The organism is Massilia sp. (assembly GCF_046293535.1).
In the GTDB taxonomy this organism is placed as follows: Bacteria; Pseudomonadota; Gammaproteobacteria; order Burkholderiales; family Burkholderiaceae_D; genus Telluria.
This window is the reverse complement of record NZ_JBKBOV010000006.1, coordinates 47,043-68,665: the sequence shown is the minus strand read 5'-3', so window position 1 is coordinate 68,665 and position 21,623 is coordinate 47,043. Positions and strand designations below refer to the sequence as shown.

General features: G+C 65.1%; 13 protein-coding genes, 3 tRNA genes and 1 pseudogene. 6 read left to right on the top strand and 11 right to left on the bottom strand.

All coding sequences use genetic code 11. The features are described 5' to 3' along the window. Positions 1-120 precede the first annotated feature (120 nt). The 3 genes from ACK4S9_RS05265 to ACK4S9_RS05255 all read left to right on the top strand — a co-directional run bounded on the left by ACK4S9_RS05265 (position 121) and on the right by ACK4S9_RS05255 (position 457). Positions 121-196: transfer RNA gene (locus ACK4S9_RS05265), tRNA-Val, on the top strand. Positions 197-237: 41 nt separating this feature from the next. Beyond that, positions 238-314, top strand: a tRNA-Asp gene (locus tag ACK4S9_RS05260). Between the two features lie 66 nt (positions 315-380). Next, a tRNA-Asp gene (locus ACK4S9_RS05255) sits at positions 381-457 on the top strand. A gap of 227 nt (positions 458-684) precedes the next feature. Here ACK4S9_RS05255 and ACK4S9_RS05250 read toward each other — a convergent pair. Then, positions 685-1,839, bottom strand: coding sequence for a diguanylate cyclase (locus tag ACK4S9_RS05250; RefSeq protein ID WP_409722461.1), 1,155 nt, complete (start codon positions 1,837-1,839; stop codon positions 685-687). 239 nt (positions 1,840-2,078) lie between these two features. Here ACK4S9_RS05250 and ACK4S9_RS05245 point away from each other — a divergent pair, with 239 nt between their 5' ends. Further along, complete coding sequence (locus tag ACK4S9_RS05245) at positions 2,079-2,564, top strand: cyclic nucleotide-binding domain-containing protein (RefSeq protein WP_409722458.1); 486 nt, start codon at positions 2,079-2,081, stop codon at positions 2,562-2,564. After that, positions 2,561-3,724 carry an AI-2E family transporter gene (locus tag ACK4S9_RS05240; protein WP_409722455.1) on the top strand — a complete coding sequence of 388 codons (1,164 nt, stop codon included), beginning with the start codon at positions 2,561-2,563 and terminating at the stop codon, positions 3,722-3,724. The genes ACK4S9_RS05245 and ACK4S9_RS05240 overlap by 4 nt, the downstream gene beginning before the upstream one ends. On the opposite strand, the gene ACK4S9_RS05235 is transcribed toward ACK4S9_RS05240, so the two are convergent. The 7 genes and pseudogenes from ACK4S9_RS05235 to ACK4S9_RS05205 all read right to left on the bottom strand — a co-directional run. Next, entirely contained in the window at positions 3,721-5,697 is a 1,977-nt protein-coding gene (locus ACK4S9_RS05235) for a PKD domain-containing protein (RefSeq protein ID WP_409722452.1), read from the bottom strand. The two genes, ACK4S9_RS05240 and ACK4S9_RS05235, sit on opposite strands and share 4 nt — an antisense overlap. A gap of 200 nt (positions 5,698-5,897) precedes the next feature. Then, positions 5,898-8,186, bottom strand: coding sequence for a YgiQ family radical SAM protein (locus ACK4S9_RS05230; RefSeq protein WP_409722449.1), 2,289 nt, complete (start codon positions 8,184-8,186; stop codon positions 5,898-5,900). A gap of 89 nt (positions 8,187-8,275) precedes the next feature. Further along, a complete protein-coding gene (locus ACK4S9_RS05225) occupies positions 8,276-8,578 on the bottom strand; it encodes a DUF4404 family protein (RefSeq protein ID WP_409722446.1) in 303 nt (100 codons plus the stop codon). A 10-nt stretch (positions 8,579-8,588) separates the two neighbouring features. Beyond that, a complete protein-coding gene (locus ACK4S9_RS05220) occupies positions 8,589-8,801 on the bottom strand; it encodes a VF530 family DNA-binding protein (protein WP_027866485.1) in 213 nt (70 codons plus the stop codon). Positions 8,802-8,882: 81 nt separating this feature from the next. Beyond that, the gene (locus tag ACK4S9_RS05215; protein WP_409722441.1) at positions 8,883-11,009 is read right to left on the bottom strand and encodes a M3 family metallopeptidase; all 2,127 of its coding nucleotides are present in this window, start codon (positions 11,007-11,009) and stop codon (positions 8,883-8,885) included. A 74-nt stretch (positions 11,010-11,083) separates the two neighbouring features. Further along, positions 11,084-13,180 (bottom strand): M3 family metallopeptidase, encoded by a 2,097-nt coding sequence (locus tag ACK4S9_RS05210; protein WP_409722662.1) that lies wholly within the window; start codon positions 13,178-13,180, stop codon positions 11,084-11,086. A 120-nt stretch (positions 13,181-13,300) separates the two neighbouring features. Further along, positions 13,301-15,421 (bottom strand): annotated as a pseudogene (locus ACK4S9_RS05205) (M3 family metallopeptidase); the annotation flags it as partial. A gap of 182 nt (positions 15,422-15,603) precedes the next feature. Here ACK4S9_RS05205 and ACK4S9_RS05200 point away from each other — a divergent pair. Then, on the top strand, positions 15,604-16,914 hold the full coding sequence (locus ACK4S9_RS05200; RefSeq protein WP_409722438.1) for an FAD-dependent oxidoreductase: 1,311 nt from the start codon (positions 15,604-15,606) through the stop codon (positions 16,912-16,914). Here the strand turns inward: ACK4S9_RS05200 and ACK4S9_RS05195 are convergent. From ACK4S9_RS05195 to ACK4S9_RS05185, 3 genes are all read right to left on the bottom strand, one after another. After that, entirely contained in the window at positions 16,889-17,092 is a 204-nt protein-coding gene (locus ACK4S9_RS05195; protein ID WP_027866480.1) for a SlyX family protein, read from the bottom strand. The two genes, ACK4S9_RS05200 and ACK4S9_RS05195, sit on opposite strands and share 26 nt — an antisense overlap. A gap of 53 nt (positions 17,093-17,145) precedes the next feature. Then, entirely contained in the window at positions 17,146-19,314 is a 2,169-nt protein-coding gene (locus ACK4S9_RS05190; protein ID WP_409722434.1) for a DUF4214 domain-containing protein, read from the bottom strand. Positions 19,315-19,469: 155 nt separating this feature from the next. Then, the gene (locus ACK4S9_RS05185; protein ID WP_409722431.1) at positions 19,470-21,530 is read right to left on the bottom strand and encodes a UvrD-helicase domain-containing protein; all 2,061 of its coding nucleotides are present in this window, start codon (positions 21,528-21,530) and stop codon (positions 19,470-19,472) included. Between the last annotated feature and the right edge of the window lie 93 nt (positions 21,531-21,623).

Genomic DNA, 21,623 nt, shown 5'->3' with positions numbered 1-21,623 from the left:
CTCCATCGATTTTCTATTTTTTTCGAAAACCCTTGCAAACCTTGAATTCGAGCCTCTATAATTCGGGCCTCTTCGGACGCAATGACAAGCGTCAGACAGAAACCTCTGGATAGAGAAGCCGGGCGCTTAGCTCAGTTGGTAGAGCGGATCCCTTACAAGGATTAGGTCGGGAGTTCGAGCCTCTCAGCGCCCACCACGCCATTCAGCAGGTTGATCGAAGTACTGATCAGAGTAAACGGAGCGGTAGTTCAGTTGGTTAGAATACCGGCCTGTCACGCCGGGGGTCGCGGGTTCGAGCCCCGTCCGCTCCGCCAGCATCACGGGAAAAGGTCTGATTCGTCGGACCTTTTTCTTTTAGTAGAGTAGGGAAACAGAACACCGGAGCGGTAGTTCAGTTGGTTAGAATACCGGCCTGTCACGCCGGGGGTCGCGGGTTCGAGCCCCGTCCGCTCCGCCAGCTTAAGAGGAAGGGTCCGAGAAGTCGGACCCTTTTTTCGTTCAGCGATCAGAGTGTTCACCCCTGCGGGTGAACACGAGCCGTGGGCTCGAAGGGATTCGCCTGCAAGCGAATCCGCGGCCCGCGGCACGTGGGCGAGCCCCGTCCGCTTTGAACACTTCAAAGAAAAGTGGTCCGCATTGGCGGACCATTTTTCTTTGCACTTCAGTCTTCTCAGGCCAGTCTTCTCATGCCCGCCGCTGCTGCGGCTTCCCCACCTCCACCCGATCCCGCCCCCCGCTCTTGGCCGCATACAGCGCATGATCCGCCCGTGCCAGCGCCATCCCGAGCGTCTCGTTCGGATCGAGCACGACAACCCCGATACTCACCGTCATCGTGTACGGCGTGCCGCTGGTGATCACGACCGCCTCGCGCACCGCTCGCCGCAGTCGTTCCGCAGCGTGCAAGGCCCCCGCCACATCGGTCCCCGGCAGCACCATCGCAAATTCTTCCCCACCCAGCCTGCCGATGGTCTCATGGGCCCGCAGGGTCGCGCGCGCGGTGCGGGCGAAAACGGTGAGCGCCTCGTCGCCCGTGGCATGGCCGAAGCGGTCGTTGATCTGCTTGAAGTGATCGATGTCCATCATCGCCAGCGCGAGCGGCTGGCGCTGGCGCAGCGCGGCCTGGCGTGCGTTCTCGGCACGCTCGAGGAAGGCGTGGCGATTCGGCAGGCCAGTCAGGCTGTCGGTGGTGGCCAGGCGCGCCATGTCGGTATCGTCCTTTTCCTTGCACAACAACAGGAAGCCGAAGCCATTCACGATCATCAGGAGGTAGCCGGCCAGGTAAGCCGATTCCTGCGCCACGCGCTGGCCCAGGGACGCGTCGCTGCTCAGGCAGCTGGCGCCCCACACGGCCACCGCAACCGCGAACAGCGCGTCATTGGCGCCGATGATCCGCTGTAGCAGCGAAGCGCGGCGCCGGGGGCGCAGCAGGATCCAGGCCATCGCTGCCGCGAACAGCGCGAGCACCCCGGCTACCAGCGCAGTGAGGTAGGGCATGGGCACACCGGCGCGGCCGGCCGCCAGCACGATGGCCAGGGCCAGGGCCGACACCGGCAGCAACACCCGCCGCCAGTGCTCGAGACCGAAGAAAATACAGTAGGCGGCCACCTCCAGCGATACCGCGAGGACCCAGCCGGCCCCTTCGATACCGTTGAGCAGCGCCACGTCGAAATAGAAGCGGCACCAGCCCAGCAGCTGGCAGGCGCCCATGCCGAAGCGTGCCCACATCCACAGGCGCAATCCCGGACTGGGCGCAGCGCCATGCGTGTACCCTGCCATCAGGATGGCAAAGGCGATATTGCCGACGCCGAGCGCCAGCAGGAAAGAATGAATGTCGAGCACTGCTGTTCCCATGGGTGAGCCATTGGCATCACCTCAATTATGTTATTTTATTAACATATATTTCCCTGAGGAACTATATTACACCGTTTCCCTGACAGGGCACGCACAATTGCATAGACATGTGTAAGCGCAACACTTTCTACCGGGACATATGTGGGGCAGAGCTTTTTTGATGCACAGCAGCACCCGATAGCGGATAATCATCCGACAACATATCAACGCACCATGCTGGAGCAATCGTGATTTTTGGTTTCCTCAAGTCGCCCAAGATGTCGCCGCGCCTGCACCGCCTGAAGAACTCGGCGCTGTTCTCGACATTGACGCCCCTGGAACTGAAAATCGTCGACGGTCTCCTGCATGAGCGCCGCTACCTCACCGACGAAATCGTGTTCGACGAGGGTGAGGAAGGGCAGGCGCTGTACCTGATCATGAGCGGCCGGGTCGTCATCAACAAGCTCCACGAAGGCAGCAACCAGGTGGTGGCAGAACTCGGGCCGGGCAGCTTCTTCGGCGACCTGGCCCTGCTCGACAATTCGCCGCGCAATGCCCAGGCACGCGCGGTCGAGCCCTGCGAGATGGCGGTGTTCTTCCGCGCCGACTTTCTCGGGCTGCTCGAGACCGACGCCGTGATCGGTTACAAGATTTCGCTGGCGCTGGCTCGCCACATCGGCCTGCGCCTGCGTGAATGGATGGGCACCGGCCGTCCCCAGCTGGAAGCCCTATGAACCGCAGCGAGCGCGCCGGGCCGGTCGTCTGGACCGGGATCATCGCCGCCACCTGCGTGCTGCTGCTGGTGGTGCAGCAGATGCTGTGGCTGGCCCTGCCCTTCCTGTTCGGCGGGGTACTGCACTACATCCTGGTCGGGCCGATGCAGCGCCTGGTGCGCGGCGGTTATGGACGCAATGGGGCCGCGATGCTGGTCTGCCTGGGCTTCTTCGCCGCCCTGGCGCTGGCGCTGACCGCCGCCTTCTCATGGAGCCCGGGACCGGAAGAAGCGTCGTGGGAAAAGACGGTCGGCCTCTACCTCGACGGCGGGATCGCCTTCGTGCACAACACCATGACCCTGCTCGAAAAGAAGTTCCCGCTGCTGGCCGAGATGCGCCTGACCTCGACCGTGAACGGCATCTTCCGCGCCCATACCGACAACTTCGCCGAGAAGCACCTGGGCGAGATCCTGGTCGCGGTCGCAACCTGGGTGCCCTCGTTGCTGCTGGCGCCCTTCCTCACCTTCTTCTTCCTGCGTGACGGCCTGCGCTTCAAGAAATTCCTGGCGCGCGCGGTGCCGAACGCCTATTTCGAACGCGCGCTCTACCTGCTGCACGAAGTCGACCAGACCGCGCGCCGCTATTTCGAAGGCCTGATCAAACTGACCGTGCTCGACACGGCGGTGCTGGCGCTGGGCCTGTGGACGATCGGGGTGTCCTCGCCGCTGCTGCTCGGCCTGTTCTGCGCGGTGCTGGCCTGGGTGCCTTTCGTCGGCTCGGTGGTCGGCTGCGTGCTGGTGGTGATCGTGGCCTCCACCGATGCGCCCAGCAATCCTTTCATTGCCTACGGCGCGATCGGCGTGTTCGTGCTGGCGCGCCTGCTGGACGACTTCGTGTTCATGCCGCTGACGCTGGGGCGCAGCATCCGCGTCCATCCCCTGGTGACGGTCTTGATGATCTTCATCGGCGGCGCGCTAGCCGGGGTGGTGGGGCTGATGCTGGTGCTGCCGCTGCTGGGCGTGGTGATGGTGGTGGGCGAGACGCTGGGGCGCCTCGTCACCAATCCGCGCCTGCGCGCGCGGCACCGCTATGCGCGCACCCTGCGTGCGCGGCAGGCCAGCCTCGACCTGGATGTCGCCCATGAGCGGCGCGCACGCATGGTGCCGGGGATAGAGAGCTAGTGCATCCGGATGTCGCCCCGGAACAGTGAGCCCAACCCATTCGCGCCCCCGTTGTCGTAATCGACGACGATGGCGCCGCTGGCAGGGTCGGTATGCCAGATCTTCAGTCCGAAGCGTCCCGTGGCGCCAGTAGCGCCTGTCGCGGTGCTCAGGCTGAAGCGGTAGCCGCCGCGCCCATTGAGGGTGCCGCTGCCCTCGAAGCCGCGTGTCCCGGACCGCTTCACCATGCGGATGTGCTCGCTGCTGAATTGCAGCCCGGTGCCGCTGATCGCCAGGCGTGGCGCCGCCTTGCTGCTCCCCGCGTCCGACGGGAACAGGAAGCTGAATTCCACCCTGTCCAGCCTGCTGCCGGCCGCCTTGTGGGCGCCGCGCGGGGAAACGAACCAGCCGCTGGCGGCCGTCACGCCGGGCGCCGCTTCGTAGGCCACGACGGTGCGGCTGGCGGTCGCGCCCTTGCCGCTGCGGTCGGCGACTTTCGCCTGCAGCGTGTAGACGCCGGGCGCCGTGTACGTGTGCTGTGCAATGGCGGCGCCGCTGCCCTCGCGCATGCGCACGCTGCCCTGCTGGTCGCCGCTGCCGTCGCCCCAGTTCCACAGGACGTTATGGCTGGCGGCCTTGTCCTCGCTCGCCGTGTTCACCGAGGAGGCGAAAGGCCGGCCGACCGCCACCAGGCTGCTCGCCGCGATCGGACCGACCGACTGCGTCCGGGTCGGGCAGTTGTCGGGCACCAGCAGCACCACGCCGGCATTCGAGTCGGCAAAAATGTAGCCATCGTCCGAGATCGCATACGCATTTCTGACGACCAGCCCGGCCGGCGCATTCCGCAGGCGCGTGTTCAGGTCGACCATGCCGCTCCTGGGAGTCCAGAGGAAGCCATGGAAGTCCAGGTCGCCGGTGGTAAACGACCCGCCCACCACCTCGCGCCTGTTGTTGCCGCCCTGGGCGAGCGCGTCGCTGCCGCCCAGGGTGCCGAGGATGCGCAGGCCGCCTTCACGGGTCCAGGAGAACGGGCGCCTGTCGCCGCTGTTCAGGAGCACGAAACCGGACAGGTGTCCGTTCGACGACAACTCCTGCACGAATGCGTCGTTACGGCCGGCCGGTCCGATATCGCGCATGCCGCTGCGCCGCGTCCAGGCGAAGGCATGCCTGGCGACATCGCCGCGTATCGTCGATTCGCCCGCCACCAGGCCGTTGTCCGCGATGTCGAGCGCAGACGAGGTCGTGCCGCCCAGGGTGCCGAGATCCTGCAAGCCCTTTTGGCGTGTCCACACGAAAGCGTGGTAATTGCCGTTGTTCAGGGTGGCTGCACCGGTAACCTCGCCGGCCTCGTTGATCCCGCTGGCAGCGCTGGCGCTGTCGGGACGCGAGCCGAGCAGGCCGAGATCGCGCATGCCCTCGCGCGCACTCCACAGGAATGCGTGGAACCTGCCGTCGGGGGCATAGGCGTCGCCCACCACCTGGCCCAGGTTGTTGATGGCGTTTGCGCGGGACGTCCCGTCCCCGCCGAGGGTGCCGAGGTCACGTATGCCTCTCGCCCTGCTCCAGAGGAAGGCATGATAGATCTCGCCGGGAGCCTCCGGGGTGCCAGCGTCGCGGATGAAGCCGGCGCCGACGACCTGCCCGGCATCGTTGAGGTCATTGACCTGCGTGGTCCGGCCATTGAGCGAACCGATGTCCACCAGGCTGCTGCCGTCATAGAACCAGCCGCGGATCAGGCCTCCGGCGCCGGTCGAGAACGCAAGCTGGTTGCGGGCGTTGAACATGCCGATCCCGGCTTGCAGGCTCTCGCCGGACGGACGCAGGTTGATCACGCGGTACGTTGTCGCCGGGCGCGCTTTTTCGAGCGCCGGTTCGTCCGCCGCCGGCGCTTGCCAGGCGGCGGACGTGCCGACGATGAGCATGCTGCCGAGCAAGCATGCGGACAGCCGGAGCAGGCCGTGCGGCGCCCGGCCTGGGTCGTGTATGCGGTTCACTTTGTGCTCCCGGAAAGAAGTGATCGAACAGGCCGTCGGCACGCGCCGGCGCCCCTCCGCATCCGATTGTGGCGCTGCGTCCCGGCGCGATCCTGTGCGCGCACAAGGTCTTCACCAGCTTGTTTTCCGGCCAGATTTCCCGGTAAATAGGCGAAAAAAAACCGGAGACCAGCTCCGGCTTTTGTATCGGCAAGACGGCCTTATTTGCGCCCTGCTTTCGGCTTGGCCTTGATCGTATCGAGGATCGAAGGACGGGCCTTGGACGATGCCACCACGGCCGCGGCCGGCGCACGCTCGACGCGCACCTGCACCTTGTCGCGTCCCGCGCCGCTACTGCGTCCGGTACCCGGCCCGCGCTTGCCGACCTCGCGCTCGCCCACCGGCGTCCCGCCCGGCACCATGCGCTTGCGGTCCCAGTCCGGCGCCGGCTCGGCGCCTGGCGGCGGCACCAGGTGGCGCTCGCCCGTGCCGATCAGGTCGCCACGGCCCATGCGTTTCAGGCCCTCGCGCAGGACCGGCCAGTTCTCCGGATCGTAGTAGCGCAGGAAGGCCTTGTGCAGCTTGCGGGTCTTGCCGCTCTTGGCGGTCTCGACGACTTCCGAATCTTCCGTCACCTTCGCCAGCGGGTTCTTGCCCGAGTGATACATGGTGGTGGCCATCGCCATCGGCGTCGGCGTGAAGGTCTGCACCTGGTCGAGCTTGAAGTTGTTCTTCTTCAGCCACAGTGCCAGGTTCAGCATGTCCTCGTCGGTCGAGCCCGGGTGGGCGGCGATGAAATACGGGATCAGGTACTGCTTCTTGCCGGCCTCGATCGAGTACTTGTCGAACAGGCGCTTGAACTCGTCGTAGGCGCCGATGCCCGGTTTCATCATTTTCGAGAGCGTGCCCTGCTCGGTATGCTCCGGCGCGATCTTCAGCAGGCCGCCCACGTGGTGGGTGACCAGTTCCTTGACGTACTCGGGCGAGCGCACCGCGAGGTCGTAGCGCAGGCCGGAACCGATCAGGATCTTCTTGATGCCCGGAATGGCGCGCGCCTTGCGGTACAAAGAGATCAATTTGCTGTGGTCGGTGCCCAGGTTGCTGCAGATGGTCGGGTAGACGCACGACAGGCGGCGGCAGGACTCCTCGATCTTTTTATCCTTGCAGGCCAGGCGGTACATGTTGGCGGTCGGACCGCCCAGGTCGGTGATGGTGCCGGCAAAATTCTTGGTGGTGTCGCGGATCAGCTCGATCTCGCGCAGGATCGACGGTTCCGAGCGGCTCTGGATGATGCGGCCTTCGTGCTCGGTGATCGAGCAGAAAGTGCAGCCGCCGAAGCAGCCGCGCATGATGTTCACCGAATAGCGGATCATTTCCCAGGCCGGGATGTGCGCCTTGCCGTAGCTCGGGTGCGGCGCGCGCGCGTATGGCAGGTCGTAGACGTTGTCCATCTCGTCCATGGCCAGCGGCAGCGGTGGCGCGTTCAGCCAGACGTCGCGGTCGCCGTGCTGCTGCACGAGGGCGCGCGCATTGCCCGGGTTCGACTCGAGGTGGAACACGCGCGAGGCGTGCGCGTACATCACCGGGTCTTCGCTGACGGTCTCGAAAGAAGGCAGGCGCACCACGGTTTTCTGGGCCTTTGCGCGGGCGGCGGCCTGGCGCTCCTCGCGCGTCATGATCACCACCGGTTTCACCACCGGCTCGGGCTGCGCGTTTTCGGTGGCGCACGCCTTCGTGTCTTCCTGCGCCATCGCGTAGGGGTTTGGATGCGGATCGACGCGGCCCGGCACGTCGACGCGGGTCGAGTTGTGCACGCTCCATTCGTCGTCCGGCAGCCAGCCGTGCGGCACCAGGAAGGCGGTGCCGCGCAGGTCGCGGATGTTCTTGATGTTCTCGCCGGCGGCGATACGGCGCGTGACGTCCACCAGCGCGCGCTCGGCATTGCCGAAGATGAGCAGGTCGGCCTTCGATTCGAACAGCACCGAGCGGCGCACCTTGTCCGACCAGTAGTCGTAGTGGGCGATGCGGCGCAGCGAAGCCTCGATGCTGCCGGCGATCACCGGCACGCCCGGGAAGGCTTCGCGGGCGCGCTGGCAGTACACCGTGACGGCGCGGTCGGGGCGCTTGTTCGGCTCGGCGTTCGGGGTATAGGCATCGTCGGAACGGATCTTGCGGTCGGCCGTGTAGCGGTTGACCATCGAATCCATGTTGCCAGCGGTAATGCCCCAGTAGAGGTTCGGCTTGCCGAGCGCGCGGAAAGGCTCGACCGAGGTCCAGTCCGGCTGGCTGATGATGCCGACGCGGTAGCCCTGCGCTTCCAGCAGGCGGCCGACCAGCGCCATGCCGAAGCTCGGGTGGTCGATGTAGGCGTCGCCGGTGACCAGGATGATGTCGCACGAATCCCACCCGAGCTTGTCCATTTCGGCACGGGACATCGGGAGGAAAGGCGCGGCGGGAGCGCGGCTGGAGCGCTTCGGGACGCTCGCGAAAAGGTTTACTGGGGAGTTCATTGGCCGGTATTGTACCGGAAAACCATTTTTGGGTCTCCCTCAGCCTCCAAAAATGGCTTAGTTATCAATGAGTTGCGGCGCGGCAGTAGTCAGATACCCATATTGGACAGCATATTGCCGAGCTGGCGCAGGCCGGCCGAGAAGGTCGGGTGGTTCGCATCGAAGCGGGCCGCCAGTTCCTGGGTACGGGAAGACAGGCCATAGGTGTTCTCGTCGAGCTCGCTCTCGGCGTGGCGCGCGAGGGCGCGGTCGATGTCGCCGTCGAGCTGGCGCAGCAGGGTTTCCAGCTCGGGATCGACGTTATCGGTCTCCTGCAGATGGCGGTGCAAGGCCTTCAGGTGCGCTTTCAGGTTCTCATCGCGCTCGTTGGTGTGCTCGTTTTCGTTCAACATGTCGCTCTCGTTAGTTGGTGAAGCGGGTCTCGAGGTACAGCGCCTCGACCTGCTCGCGCGCCCATGGGGTGCGACGCAAAAACTTCAGGCTCGACTTGATGCTCGGGTCTTTCTGGAAACAGTTGATGTCGATCCGGCGGCCGAGCCCCTCCCAGCCATAGTGTTCGACGAGGCGGGTTAACAGGGATTCTAAGGTAATACCGTGGAGGGATTGAACACTCATCGCTTGGAGGCTTGCTGTTGAAGGGATTGGCGGGAGTGTATACAAGCGCCGGCCGCATTGCACGGCCGGCGCCAGACGGGCTTATTCCCCCGTCAAGCCGCGGCGTTCCAGCAGCGGACGCACTTGCGCATCGCGCCCGCTGAAGTTGCGGTACATCTGCATCGCATCGATGGTGCCGCCGCGCGACAGCAAGGTCTTGCGGAAGTGGTCGCCGTTCTTGCGGGTCAGGCCGCCGTTCTCCTTGAACCAGTTGACCGTGTCCGCGTCCAGCTTCTCGGCCCACAGGTAGCCGTAGTAGCCCGCCGAGTAGCCGCCCGAGAAGGTGTGCGAGAAGTAGGTGGTGCGGTAGCGCGGCGGCACCAAGGCAAAGTCAACGCCCGCTTTCTTGAGCGCGTCAGCCTCGAAGGCCAGCACGTCGGTCGGGATCTGGTTCGGCGACAGCTGGTGCCAGGCCTGGTCCAGCAGCGCCGCGGCCAGGTACTCGGTGGTGCGGAAGCCTTCGTTGAACTGCTGCGAAGCCTGCACCTTGTCGAGCAGCTCCTTCGGCATCGGCGCGCCGGTCTGGTAGTGCTTGGCATAATTGGCCAGCACTTCCGGCCAGGTCATCCACATCTCGTTCACCTGCGACGGGAACTCGACGTAGTCGCGCGGCACGCGCGAGCCCGAGAAGCGCGGGTACTTCACGTCCGAGAACATGCCGTGCAGGGCGTGGCCGAACTCGTGGAAGGTGGTGCGCACTTCGTCGTAGGTCAGGAGGGTCGGCTCGCCCGCGGCCGGCTTGGCGATGTTCAGGTTGTTCGCGATGACCGGCTTGGTGCCCAGCAGCTTGCTCTGCGGTACCCAGGCATTGGCCCAGGCGCCGCCGCGCTTGTTCGGGCGCGCGTAGGGGTCGAAGGTGAAGATCGCCAGCTGCTTGCCGTCGTGGTCGAACACGTCGAACACGCGCACGTCCTCGTTGTAGGCCGGCAGGTCCTTGCGTTCCTTGAACGTGATGCCGAATTCCTTGGTGGCGGCGAAGAACACCCCGTCCACCAGCACGCGGTTCAGTTCGAAATAGGGTTTCAACTGGTTGCCGTCGAAAGCGTATTTGGCGGCGCGCACCTTGTCGCTGTAGAAGGCCCAGTCGTGGGCGGCGGCCTGGAAGCCGCCCTTCTCCTGGTCGATCACTTTCTGGATCTCGGCCGCTTCCTTGCGCGCGTTGTTCACGGCCGGCTTGGCGAATTCGGCCAGCAGCTGGTTGACGGCGCCCGTGTTCTTGGCGGTCTGGTCGGCCAGGTTGTAGGCCGCATGGTTCGGGTAGCCCAGCAGCACGGCGCGTTCGGCGCGCAGCTTGGCGAGCTTGAGCACGACCTCGCGGTTGTCGAATTCGCCGCCGCGCGAGCCGCGCGCCATGGACGCCGCCAGCAGCTTCTCGCGGGTGGCGCGGTTGGTCAGCACCGACAGGGCCGCTTGCTGGGTGGTGTTCACGACCGGGATCACGAACTTGCCGTCCAGGCCGCGCTTCTTCGCCTCAAGGGCGGCGGCGTCGACCGCCTTGTCCGGCATGCCGGCCAGTTCGGCGCGGCTGTCCACCACCAGGGCCGAGGCGTTCGCCTCCTTCAGCACGTTCTGGGCGAACTGGGTCGACAGCGCGGCCAGTTGGCCGTTCATCTCCTTGAGCTTCTGCTTGTCGGCATCGGACAGCTGGGCGCCGGCGCGCACGAAGTCGGTGTGGTAGCGCTCGATCAGGTACTGGCCTTCGGCGTCCAGGCCCAGCTTGCTGCGCTTGTCGTACAGGGTCTTGATGCGGGCGTACAGCTTGGAATTCAGGCGGATCGCATCGTTATGGGCCGACAGCTTCGGCGCCAGTTCCTTGTCCAGGGCCTGCAGCGTGTCGTTGGTGTACGAACCCTTCAGGGTGCCGAAGGCGGCGCCGACACGGTTCATCAGCTGGCCCGAGCGTTCCATCGCGACGATGGTGTTTTCAAACGTCGGCGCCGCCTTGTTGTTGGCGATCGCTTCGATTTCCAGGCTTTCCTGGCGCATCGCTTCGGCGAAGGCCGGGGCGAAGTGCTCGTTCTTGATCTTGTCCCACGCCGGATAGTTGAACGGCAGGGTGCTCGGCTTGGCGAACGGGTTCGAGGCCTCGAGCATCGAGGCGGGAGCGGCATAGGCCAGGGTGGAAGCGACGCTGGCGGCGGCAACCAGCAGGATATGTGGACGGATCATGGTGTCCTCGTTATGGTTTTAGTGAAAGGATGCAGCAATCAAAAAAGCCGGCGCGAGCGCCGGCTTCATCGACATCAGTTCAGGCCACGGCGCTCCAGCAGCGGCTCGATGACCGGATCGCGGCCGCGGAAGTCGCGGTACATCTGGACCGCGTCCATGGTGCCGCCTTTCGACAGCACCATGTTGCGGAAGCGGTCGCCGTTCTTGCGGTTCAGGCCACCGTTCTCCTTGAACCATTCGCCGGCGTCGGCATCCAGGCGCTCGGCCCACAGGTAGCTGTAGTAGCCGGCCGAGTAGCCGCCCGCGAAGGAGTGCGAGAAGTAGGTCGAGCTGTAGCGCGGCGGGACCGGCGCGAAGTCGAGGCCGGCATCCTTCAGCGCCTGCTCTTCGAAGGACTTCACGTCGGACGGGACGGCTTTCGAGCCGAGCTGGTGCCAGCGCTGGTCGATCACCGCGGCGGCCAGGTACTCGGTGGTGCGGTAGCCTTCGTTGAACTTCTGCGAGGCGCTCAGCTTGTCGAGCAGTTCCTTCGGCATCGGCTCGCCGGTCTGGTAGTGCTTGGCGTAGTTGGCCAGCACTTCCGGCCAGGCCATCCACATCTCGTAGACCTGCGACGGCAGTTCGACGTAGTCGCGCGGCACGCTGGTGCCCGAGAAACGCGGGTACTTCACCTTCGAGAACCAGCCGTGGGTGCCGTGGCCGAGTTCGTGGAAGGTGGTGCGCACTTCGTCCCAGGTGAGCAGGGTCGGCTCGCCCGGCGCCGGCTTGGCCAGGTTCAGGTTGTTGGTGATGACCGGCTTGTTGCCCAGCAGGGTGCTCTGGCTGACCAGGGCGCCCATCCATGCGCCGCCGCGCTTGTTCGGGCGCGCGTACGGGTCGAGCACGAAGATCGCCAGGTGCTCGCCGTTGTCCTCGAACACGTCGTACACGCGCACGTCAGGGTCATACACCGGCAGGTCCTTGCGCTGCTTGAAGGTGATGCCCCACAGCTTGTTGGCGGCGAAGAAAGCGCCGTCGTGCAGGACGCGGTCGAGTTCGAAGTAAGGCTTGAGCTGGTTCGCGTCGAACGCATACTTGGCGGCGCGCACCTTGTCGCTGTAGTAGTTCCAGTCGTAGGCGGCGACCTTGAAGCCGCCCTTCTCGGCGTCGATCACTTGCTGGATCTCGGCGGCTTCCTTCTTGGCGTTGCGCACGGCAGGCGCGGCCAGGTCCGACAGCAGCTTGTTGACCGCGGCGGTGTTCTTGGCGGTCTGGTCTTCCAGCGAGTACGCGGCGTGGCTGCTGTAGCCCAGCAGCTCGGCGCGCTCGGCGCGCAGCTTGGCCAGTTGCAGCACGGCGTCGCGGTTGTCGAACTCGCCGCCGCGCGAGCCGCGCGCCAGCGACACCGCCAACAGCTTCTCGCGGGTGCTGCGATTGCTCAGCATCGACAGCGGGCCCTGTTGGGTGGTGTTCACGACCGGGATCACGAACTTGCCGTCCAGGCCGCGCTTCTTCGCTTCGGCGGCGGCGGCGTCGATGGCCTTGGCCGGCAGGCCGGCCAGTTCCTCGCGGGTGTCGACCACGAAGGCCGAGGCGTTCACTTCCTTGAGCACGTTCTGGCTGAACTGGGTCTGCAGCGCGGCCAGCTTGCCGTTCATCTCCTTCAGCTTCTGCTTGTCGGCATTCGACAGCTTGGCGCCGGCGCGCACGAAGTCCTTGTGGTAGCGCTCGATCAGGTAGGTCGATTCGGCGTCCAGGCCCAGCTTGTCGCGCTTGGCGTACAGGGTCTGGATGCGCTGGAACAGTTTCGGGTTCAGGCGGATCGCGTCGTTGTGGGCGGCCAGCTTGGGCGCCAGTTCCTTGGCCAGGGCCTGCAGGGTGTCGTTGGTGTAGGAACCGGTCAGGGTGCCGAACACTGCCGACACGCGGTTCATCAACTGGCCCGAACGCTCCATCGCGACGATGGTGTTTTCAAACGTCGGCGCGGCCTTGTTGTTGGCGATGGCATCGACCTCGGCGGCCTCTTCGCGCATCGCTTCGGCGAAGGCCGGGGCGAAGTGCTCGTTCTTGATCTTGTCGAAGGCCGGGTAGCCGTACTGGAGGGTGCTCGGCTTGGCGAACGGGTTGGACGCATCGAGCGGCGCGGCATAGGCCAGGTTGGCCATCGCGACGCTTGCCGCGATCAGGAGCATACGGGGACGATTCATGGTATCTCGAATGGTGATTGAACTACGTTGAAACACGCCTGCCTTTCGCCGCCCGGGGTGTGGGCCCGCGGCGAAAGGCGCGGCGCCGGAAAAAAAATAATTAAACGTCAGACACCCGCGTTGCAGCCGCGGTTGGATGACCGGATCGCGGCCACGGAAGTTGCGGAACAGGTCCATCGCATCGGCGCTGCCGCCACGCGACAGCAGGGTCTTGCGGAAGTGGTCGCCATTCTTGCGCGACAGGCCGCCGCTCTCGGTGAACCATTGCACGGTGTCGGCGTCGAGCTTTTCGCTCCACAGGTAGGCGTAGTAGCCGGCCGAATAGCCGCCGTTCATCGAGTGCGAGAAATACGTTGTGCGGTAGCGCGGCGGCACCGGGGCGAAGTCGACGCCGGCATCCTTCAGCGCCTTGGCCTCGAAGGCCAGTACGTCGGTCGGAATCTGGGACGGCTTGAGCTGGTGCCAGCGCTGGTCGAGCAGCGAGGCGGCCAGGTACTCGGTGGTCATGTAGCCCTGGTTGAACTTTTTCGAGGCGACCACCTTGTCCAGCAATTCCTTCGGCATCGGCGCGCCGGTCTGGTAATGCCTGGCGTAGTTCGATAACACCTCGGGCCAGATCGCCCACATCTCGTTGACCTGCGAGGGGTACTCGACGAAGTCGCGCGGCACGTTGGTGCCCGAGAAGTGCGGATACTTCACGTCCGAGAACATGCCGTGCAGCGCGTGGCCGAACTCGTGGAACATGGTGCGCACTTCGTCATAGGTCAGCAAGGTAGGCTGGCCGGCCGGGGGCTTGGGGATGTTCTGGTGGTTGCCGACCACCGGGCGCTTGCCCAGCAGGTGCGACTGCGACACGTACTCGTTCATCCAGGCGCCGCCCTGCTTGTTGCCGCGTGCGTAAGGGTCGAACAGGAAGATCGCCAGCTGCTTGCCGTCGTGGTCGAACACATCGAACACGCGCACGTCCGGATCGTAGACCGGCAGGTCCTTGCGCTCCTTGAAGGTGATGCCGAATTCCTTGGTGGCGGCGAAGAACACGCCGTCCACCAGCACGCGGTTCAGCTCGAAGTAAGGGCGCAGCTGGTTCTCGTCGAAGTTGTACTTCGCGGCGCGCACCTTGTCCTGGTACAGCGGCCAGTCGTAGCTGGCGACCTTGAAGCCCCCCTTTTCCTTGTCGATGAGCTTCTGGATCTCGGCCGCTTCCTTGCGTGCGTTGTTCACCGCCGGCTTGGCCAGTTCGGCCAGCAGCTTGTTGACGGCGGCCGGGTTCTTGGCCGTTTCCAGTTCCTGCGAATAGGCCGCGTAGTTCGGGTAGCCCAGCAACGCGGCGCGCTCGGCGCGCAGCTTGACCAGGCGCAGCACCAGCTGGCGGGTGTCGAACTCGCCGCCGCGGCTGCCGCGATTCAGGGAGGCCGCCATCAGGCGCTCGCGGGTGCTGCGATTGGTAAGGCTGGCCAGCGGCGGCTGGCTGCTGGTGTTGACGATGGCGATCGCGTACTTGCCCTTGAGGCCACGCTTTTCCGCCTCGCTTGCTGCGGCATGGATCTCGGCATCCGAGAAGCCGGCCAGCTCCTCGCGCGTGTCCACGATCAGCGCCGAGGCATTGGCTTCCTTCAGCACGCGCTGCGAGAAGTCCGATTGCAGCGAGGCGATTTCGGCGTTGTATTTCTTGAGCTTGTCCTTGTCGGCGCTCGACAGGTTGGCGCCGGCGCGCACGAATTCCTTGTACACGCGCTCGAGCAGGTGCTTCGATTCGGCGTCCAGCCCCAGCGAGGCGCGCTTGGCGTGCAGGGTCTTCACGCGCTGGAACAGGGCCGGGTTCAGGTAGATCGCGTCGTTGTGCGCGGCCAGCCTGGGCGACATCTCGCGGTCGACCGCATCCAGCACCTCGTTGGTGTTCGCCGTCTGCAGGTTGGAGAACACGGCGGCCACGCGTGACAGCATCTGGCCGGCGCGCTCCATGGCGACGATGGTGTTGTCGAAACTCGGCGCCGCGCGGCTATTGGCGATGGCGTCGATCTCGCGCAGGTGCTCGGCCATGCCGGCGGCGTAGGCAGGCAGGAAGTGCTCGTTCCTGATCTTGTCGAAAGCCGGATAGTTCAGCGGCAGGCTGCTGGGCTGGGCGAACGGATTGGAGGCGTCAAGGGCCGGTGCGGCAGGTGCCGCAACTGCAGTGTGCGCGAGCGCGAGGCTGGCGGCAACGATGAACAGGTGTGGTCGGTTCATGCGATCTTTCGGACTCTTTTGAAGGAGCTGCCGGGAGTGCTCGACAGCCGTTGCGCGACGATCATAGCAGGCTTATACGCACGTCGTCACAATAAAAAAGGTATGTATGGCACATGTATCGGCCATGTATCGGCATGTATCGGCCATGTATCAATTCTGGCCGTGCTAGCATCGTTTTCACCATGGAATCCCTCACCCAACGCCCCTACGACGCCATCGTCGTCGGCACCGGCCCCGGCGGCGCCAGCACGGCGCGCGAACTGGCGCGCGATGGCGCCCGCGTGCTCATCCTCGAGCAGGGCAGCGCCGCGCCCCTGGCCGGCACCCTGGGCCAGATGGCCAGCATGGCCCTGCCCGGCCGCGGCACCTGGCTGCACCGCGACGCCTCGCTGCTGGTGGCCGGTACCGGCCTGGGCGGCAGCTCGGCGCTGAACTTCGCCACCGCCGCCGCGCCTCCCGCCGCCATGTTCGCGGCCCACGGCATCGAGCTGGCGCCGTTTCTCGCCGCCCTGCGCGCGGAACTGCCGCTCGCGCCCCTGCCCGACAGCCTGGTCGGCCCGATGGCCGGGCGCATCATGGCGGCGGCGCGCGCCGCCGGCCTCCCATGGGAAAAGCTCGACAAGATGATTCGCCCGCAGGCCTGCCGCAGCGGCTGCTGGCGCTGCGTGTACGGCTGCCCCTATGGCGCCAAATGGAGCGCGCGCGATTTCATCGAGGAAGCCTGCCGCGACGGCGCCGTGCTGCTCGACCGCAGCCGGGTGCGGCGCGTGCTGGTGGAGGACGGACGCGCCATCGGCGTGGAATTCCGGCGCGCGGGCGGCACGCACACGGCACGCGCGCCGACGGTGGTACTGGCGGGCGGCGGCATCGGCAGCCCGCGCCTGTTGCATGCATCCGGCCTGGGCCCGCGTCACGCCCCCTTCTTCAGCGATCCGGTCGTCGCCGTGATGGGCAGCGTGGACGACGTCGATGGCGGCGCCGAGGTGCCGATGGCGGCCGGCGCCAGCTTCCCGGACCAGGGCATCGCACTGGCCGACCTGACGCTGCCGGCGCCGATGTACGCCGCGTTCGCGCTGCAGGCCGGCCGCGTCGACCGGGTCGGCGCGCACCGGCGCACGCTGAGCCTGATGGTGAAGATCCGCGACGACATCGGCGGCGCGGTCGGCCCGCGCTGGGTGGACAAGCGCCTGACGCCAGGCGACCGCGCGCGCTTCGAACAGGGCATCGGGATGGCGCGCCGGATCCTGGACGCAGCGGGAGCGAAGCAGGTCTTTGCGACCCGCCATTTCGCCGCCCATCCGGGCGGCAGCGTGCGTATCGGCGCGGGCGTGGACAGCGACCTGCGCGCCGCGCCCGGACTGTACGTGTGCGACGCCTCGGTGATCCCGCAGCCGTGGGGACTGCCGCCCACCCTCACCCTGCTCTGCCTGGGCAAGCGGCTGGGCGCCATGCTGGCCGGCGCCGGTGTCAGTAGTGGGGCGGTTTCTCGTTGACCGGTCCCTGGCGGGTGGACTGCAGGGTGCGGACGTGGTCCACCAGCGAGGCGACCAGGGCTTCGAGCTGGTCGATACGACGGCCCTGGCGGTAAATGGTGTCGTTCAGCGTCTCGACCAGGTCTTCCTGGTGCGCGAGCTTGATCTCGATATCGACAAAACGGTCTTCCTGGCTCACGATTGGCTCCGGCGCAAAACCGGCATTATGCCAGTCTCGCGCCGGCTCCCGGGTCAGGCACCGGTCCAGGGCGTGTAGTCAATACCGCCGCTGATGCTGCCGATCACCTGAGCCTGGTTCTCGAAACCTTCGCTGAATTCCATCAGGATTTGCTCGCGGCTGCTATCGACGATACGTCCCACCCAATACGCGTAGCCGGCAGCATCCGGTGCACGGTCGAGGATGTTCGCGTACAACTTGGTCAGGAATTCGCCGTCGCTCGGGTTCGCGCCATATAGTTTGTCGAACTCTGGCTGGTTGGTGATGAACTCCTTGGCGACCTGCAGCAGGCTGGTGCCTTTTTCCATGCGGTCGATCCAATAGCCCATGCCGGTCTTGTCCGAGGGGCGGCCGAAGACCGCCTCGTACAGGCGGTAGACCTGGCCGCCGATGCCATCGATGTCGATCGCCTTCCAGCCGTCGGCGAACTGGATGCGCTCGACATTGATCAGGTTATCGGTGCCAAGGGCGCCACTCTTCTCGGTGACGGTCACGCCATAGACGCCGCGTGCGATCGTGAAATTGCTGCTCGCGCCGGCGTAGACGACGGTGTCGATGCCGCCCATGCCGTCGATGGCATTGTTGCCCGCGCCCGGCGTGAAGCGGTTGTTCGCGGCGTCACCACTCATGTTCAGCGTGCTGTTAATGGTGAACTGCAGGAGCGTTTCCGCGCTGGAAGCGTTACCGGCAATATCGACCGACGCCGCCAAGACGTCGTAGTTCCCGTTCGGAAGTGCCGGCGAGTCAATTTTCCAAGTACCGTCGTTGTTGGTAACGGTGCGGCCGATCTCCACACCGTCGCTGAGACGGACCAGCTGGATGGTCGTTCCCGCTTCGGCAGCGCCGCTGAAAACGGGCTGGTTCCCTCCTTGGGGCAGCGCCACGCTGGACGTCGGGGCCACCGGTGCGGTGGCGTCGACGTGGAAGCTGAGGGGGGCGCTACGCACGGACACATTGCCGGCGCTATCGGTAGCGGTCGCGTACACGGAATAGCCGCGTCCATCGGGGAAGTCGCTGCCCACGATGCTGAATACTCCGCTGGCATCGGTGCGGGCTTCGGCAACGACCTTGTCATTGTAGTAGATGCGCACCACGGCGTTCGGCTCCACCTGGCCCGTGAAAACCGGCGTGGAACCGGTCGGGAGGTAATCGGCGGCGTTCTTGCGTACTGTCAGCACCGGCGCAGGCGGCGCCACGGTATCGGCCGTCACCTGGGAACGCTGGTACTGTCCATCGGTAAAGGCGAGCAGTTCGATGTTGGTGAGCGTGACGGTGCCCAGCGTCGCGTGGGTCGCGAGCAGGCTGCCGCTGCCGTTCTCGCTGAAGCTGTATTCGCTGCGGCCACGGCTGAACACGACGGTATCAAGGCCGGCCCCGCCGTCGATGACGTCGTTGCCGCCAAGGACGACGATGCGGTCGTTGCCGGCCGAACCGGTAATGCGGTCGGCCCCGGTGGTGCCGGTGATGTAGCGCCCGCCGGCGTCGACGCCGAGCGCGCCGCCCAGGCCGTCACCGCCGTACAGCCAATTCAGCGCGGCGATGTCGTAGGGGCTGAAAGTGCTGTACGGTCCGCCGGTATCCGTGTACGACATGATCGTGTTGCCGGTGTTGTCCTGCTGGAAGGGCAAATGGATGTGGTCCTGCTCGTCGCCCTCATGGAAGGGATGCTTGAGGCCGAGCGCGTGCCCCAGCTCATGCAGCAGGGTCTGGTAACCCTCGCTGCCCGGGACCGGCTTGCTGTTCTGCGCCTTCCACTCGACGTTGTCGAGATAGACATAGGCATTCGGCTTGTAGTCGACAACGGTGTTGCCGATGTAGGAATACGGCCCATTCCAGCTGCACAGGCCGGTCGTCTGGCTGCCTTGCAGGTCGAGGTTCGCCAGGTGAATCTGGGCATTGCTGCCGTTCGCGGTTTCGACGAACTGGATGCCGGTCACCTGCTGCAGATAGGAGAAGGCGGTGCGCGCGGCGGCTTGCTGGTCGATATTGAATATCGCCTGCCCAGTCACTGCCTTGCCGGTGTCCTGGTCCACTTCGTTTCCTGAGGAAATGTCGAAGGTGTAGTAGATCGTGTTCGGCGTGACGCCGATCATGTAGTTCCAATCGGGGCCGATGTCGAGCAGCGCGTCGATGTGGTTCAGCCCGGACATGGGCGTCTTGGTCAGGTCGGTAACGGTTGCCATGCGTGAAATAGTCAGAAAGTGGTTGCAAGACTCTACACTGAGCTCGCTTTCCGGAAAGTATTTCCCGCAGCACAAATGAAGTCAAATAAGAATTTCAATCGTGCGCGGCTATTAGCAAGGCACCAAGGCTTATGTGCAACGCATCGACCGCACAATTATGCTTTCGGCATGGCCAGCAAGGCCTTCAGGCTGGCCAGCCTTTCCTTGGGACTGAGCACTTCGGTTTCCTTGGGCGGCGCGTCGCCGACGTCGAGCGCCATCTCCTTGATGAAACGCGAGGGTTCACAGTGCACCAGCTCGCCGGCGCGCTTGCGCTTCTTGCACCAGGTTAGGCGCAGGGTACGCTGGGCGCGCGTGATGCCGACGTACATCAGGCGGCGTTCCTCCTGGATGCGGGCGGCCATGACCTCCACCGGCGCATCCGGATCGCCCTTGTGCGGCAGGATGCCCTCTTCCACCCCCACCAGGAACACGTGCGGGTATTCCAGGCCCTTGGAGGCGTGCAGGGTGGACATGCGCACCGCATCCTGTTCCTCGTCCGAGCCTTCCAGCATCGACATCAGGGCCACCATCTGGGTCAGCTCCAGCAGGTTCTTTTCCTCACCATCGCGGTCGCGCCCGCCCCGGCCGCGTTCCTTCAGCCAGTTGGTGAATTCCAGTACGTTCTGCCACTTGGCCTGGGCCGCGCGGTCGTCGAAGTTCTCGTACAGGTAGTGCTCGTAGTTCATCTCCTTCATCATGTCGTCCAGCACCTCGGCAGCATTGTCGCCGCTGCCGGACGGGCCGGGCCGGGTGGCGCGGTCTTCCAGCTCCAGCATGAAGCGGCAGAAGTCGCGCAGCGGCGCCAGCTGGCGCTCGGCCAGCTTGGCCTCCAGGCCGCCCTTGCGCGCGGCCTCGAACAGCGAGCAGTTCCACTGCTTGGAGAATTCGCCCAGCGTCTCGAGCGTCGCCATGCCGACCCCGCGCTTGGGCGTGGTGACGGCGCGGATGAAGGCCGGGTCGTCGTCCTGGTTCGCGATCAGGCGCAGGTAGGCGATGATGTCCTTGATCTCGGCCTTGTCGAAAAAGCTCTGGCCGCCCGACATGGTGTAGGGGATGCGCTCTTTGCGCAGGGCCTGCTCGATCACGCGCGCCTGGTGGTTGCCGCGGTACAGGATGGCGTAGTCGGTCCACTTGTTCTTGCGCTGGAAGTGATCGGCCGAGATCATGATGGCGACCTGCTCGGCTTCCTGCTCGTCGCTCTGCATGCCCAGCACCTCGATCGGCTCGCCCAGGCCGTGCTCGGACCAGAGCGACTTCTCGAACAGCTTCGGGTTGTTGCCGATGACGGCATTGGCCGCCTGCAGGATGCGAGTGGTGGAGCGGTAGTTCTGTTCCAGCTTGATCACGCGCAGGTCGGGGAAGTCGGTCTGCAAGGTTTTGAGGTTTTCCACCGAGGCGCCGCGCCAGGCGTAGATCGCCTGGTCGTCGTCGCCCACGGCGGTGAACATCGGCTTCTTGCCCAGGCCCGTGACCAGGAGCTTCACCAGTTCGTACTGGCAGGTGTTGGTGTCCTGGTACTCGTCCATCAGCAGGTAGCGCAGGCGGCGCTGCCAGCGGTCGCGGATCGATTCGTTGTTGCGGAACAGCTCCACCGGCAGGCGGATCAGGTCGTCGAAATCGACCGCCTGGTAGGCCTGCAGGGTGGCCAGGTAGCTGCGGTAGACGCGCGCGGACATCGCCTCGTCCTCGTCTTTCGCTGCTTGAATCGCGTCTTCCGGGTCGACCAGGCCGTTCTTCCATAGCGAGATCGCGTTCTGGATGCGGCGGATTTCCTGCTTGTCGGTGGTCAGCGCCAGGTCGGAGACGACGGTATAGCAATCGTCGCTGTCCATGATCGAGAACTTGTCCTTCAGGCCGACGCCGGCGGCTTCCTGTCTCAGGATCTTGACGCCGAGAGAGTGGAAGGTGGAGACGGTCAATTGCTTGGCCTGCTTGGGCTGCTTGAGCAGCTTGGCGATGCGTTCCTGCATCTCGAGCGCGGCCTTATTGGTGAAGGTCAGGGCGGCGATCGTGCGCGGGTCGTAGCCGCGGTCTTCGATCATGTACGCGATCTTCTGCGTGATGACGCGCGTCTTGCCCGAGCCGGCACCGGCCAGCACCAGGCATGGGCCATCGAGATAGAGCACGGCTTCGCTCTGCGGCCCGTTGAGGCCGAATTTTGGTGCGTTGGACATGGGAAAGATTTCTGCAGAATGGCCGGGTATTGTAAGGCCGAGGTCGAAACCGCGCCAAAATCATCCCGGAAAAAATCGCGCCCTGGCCTGTTT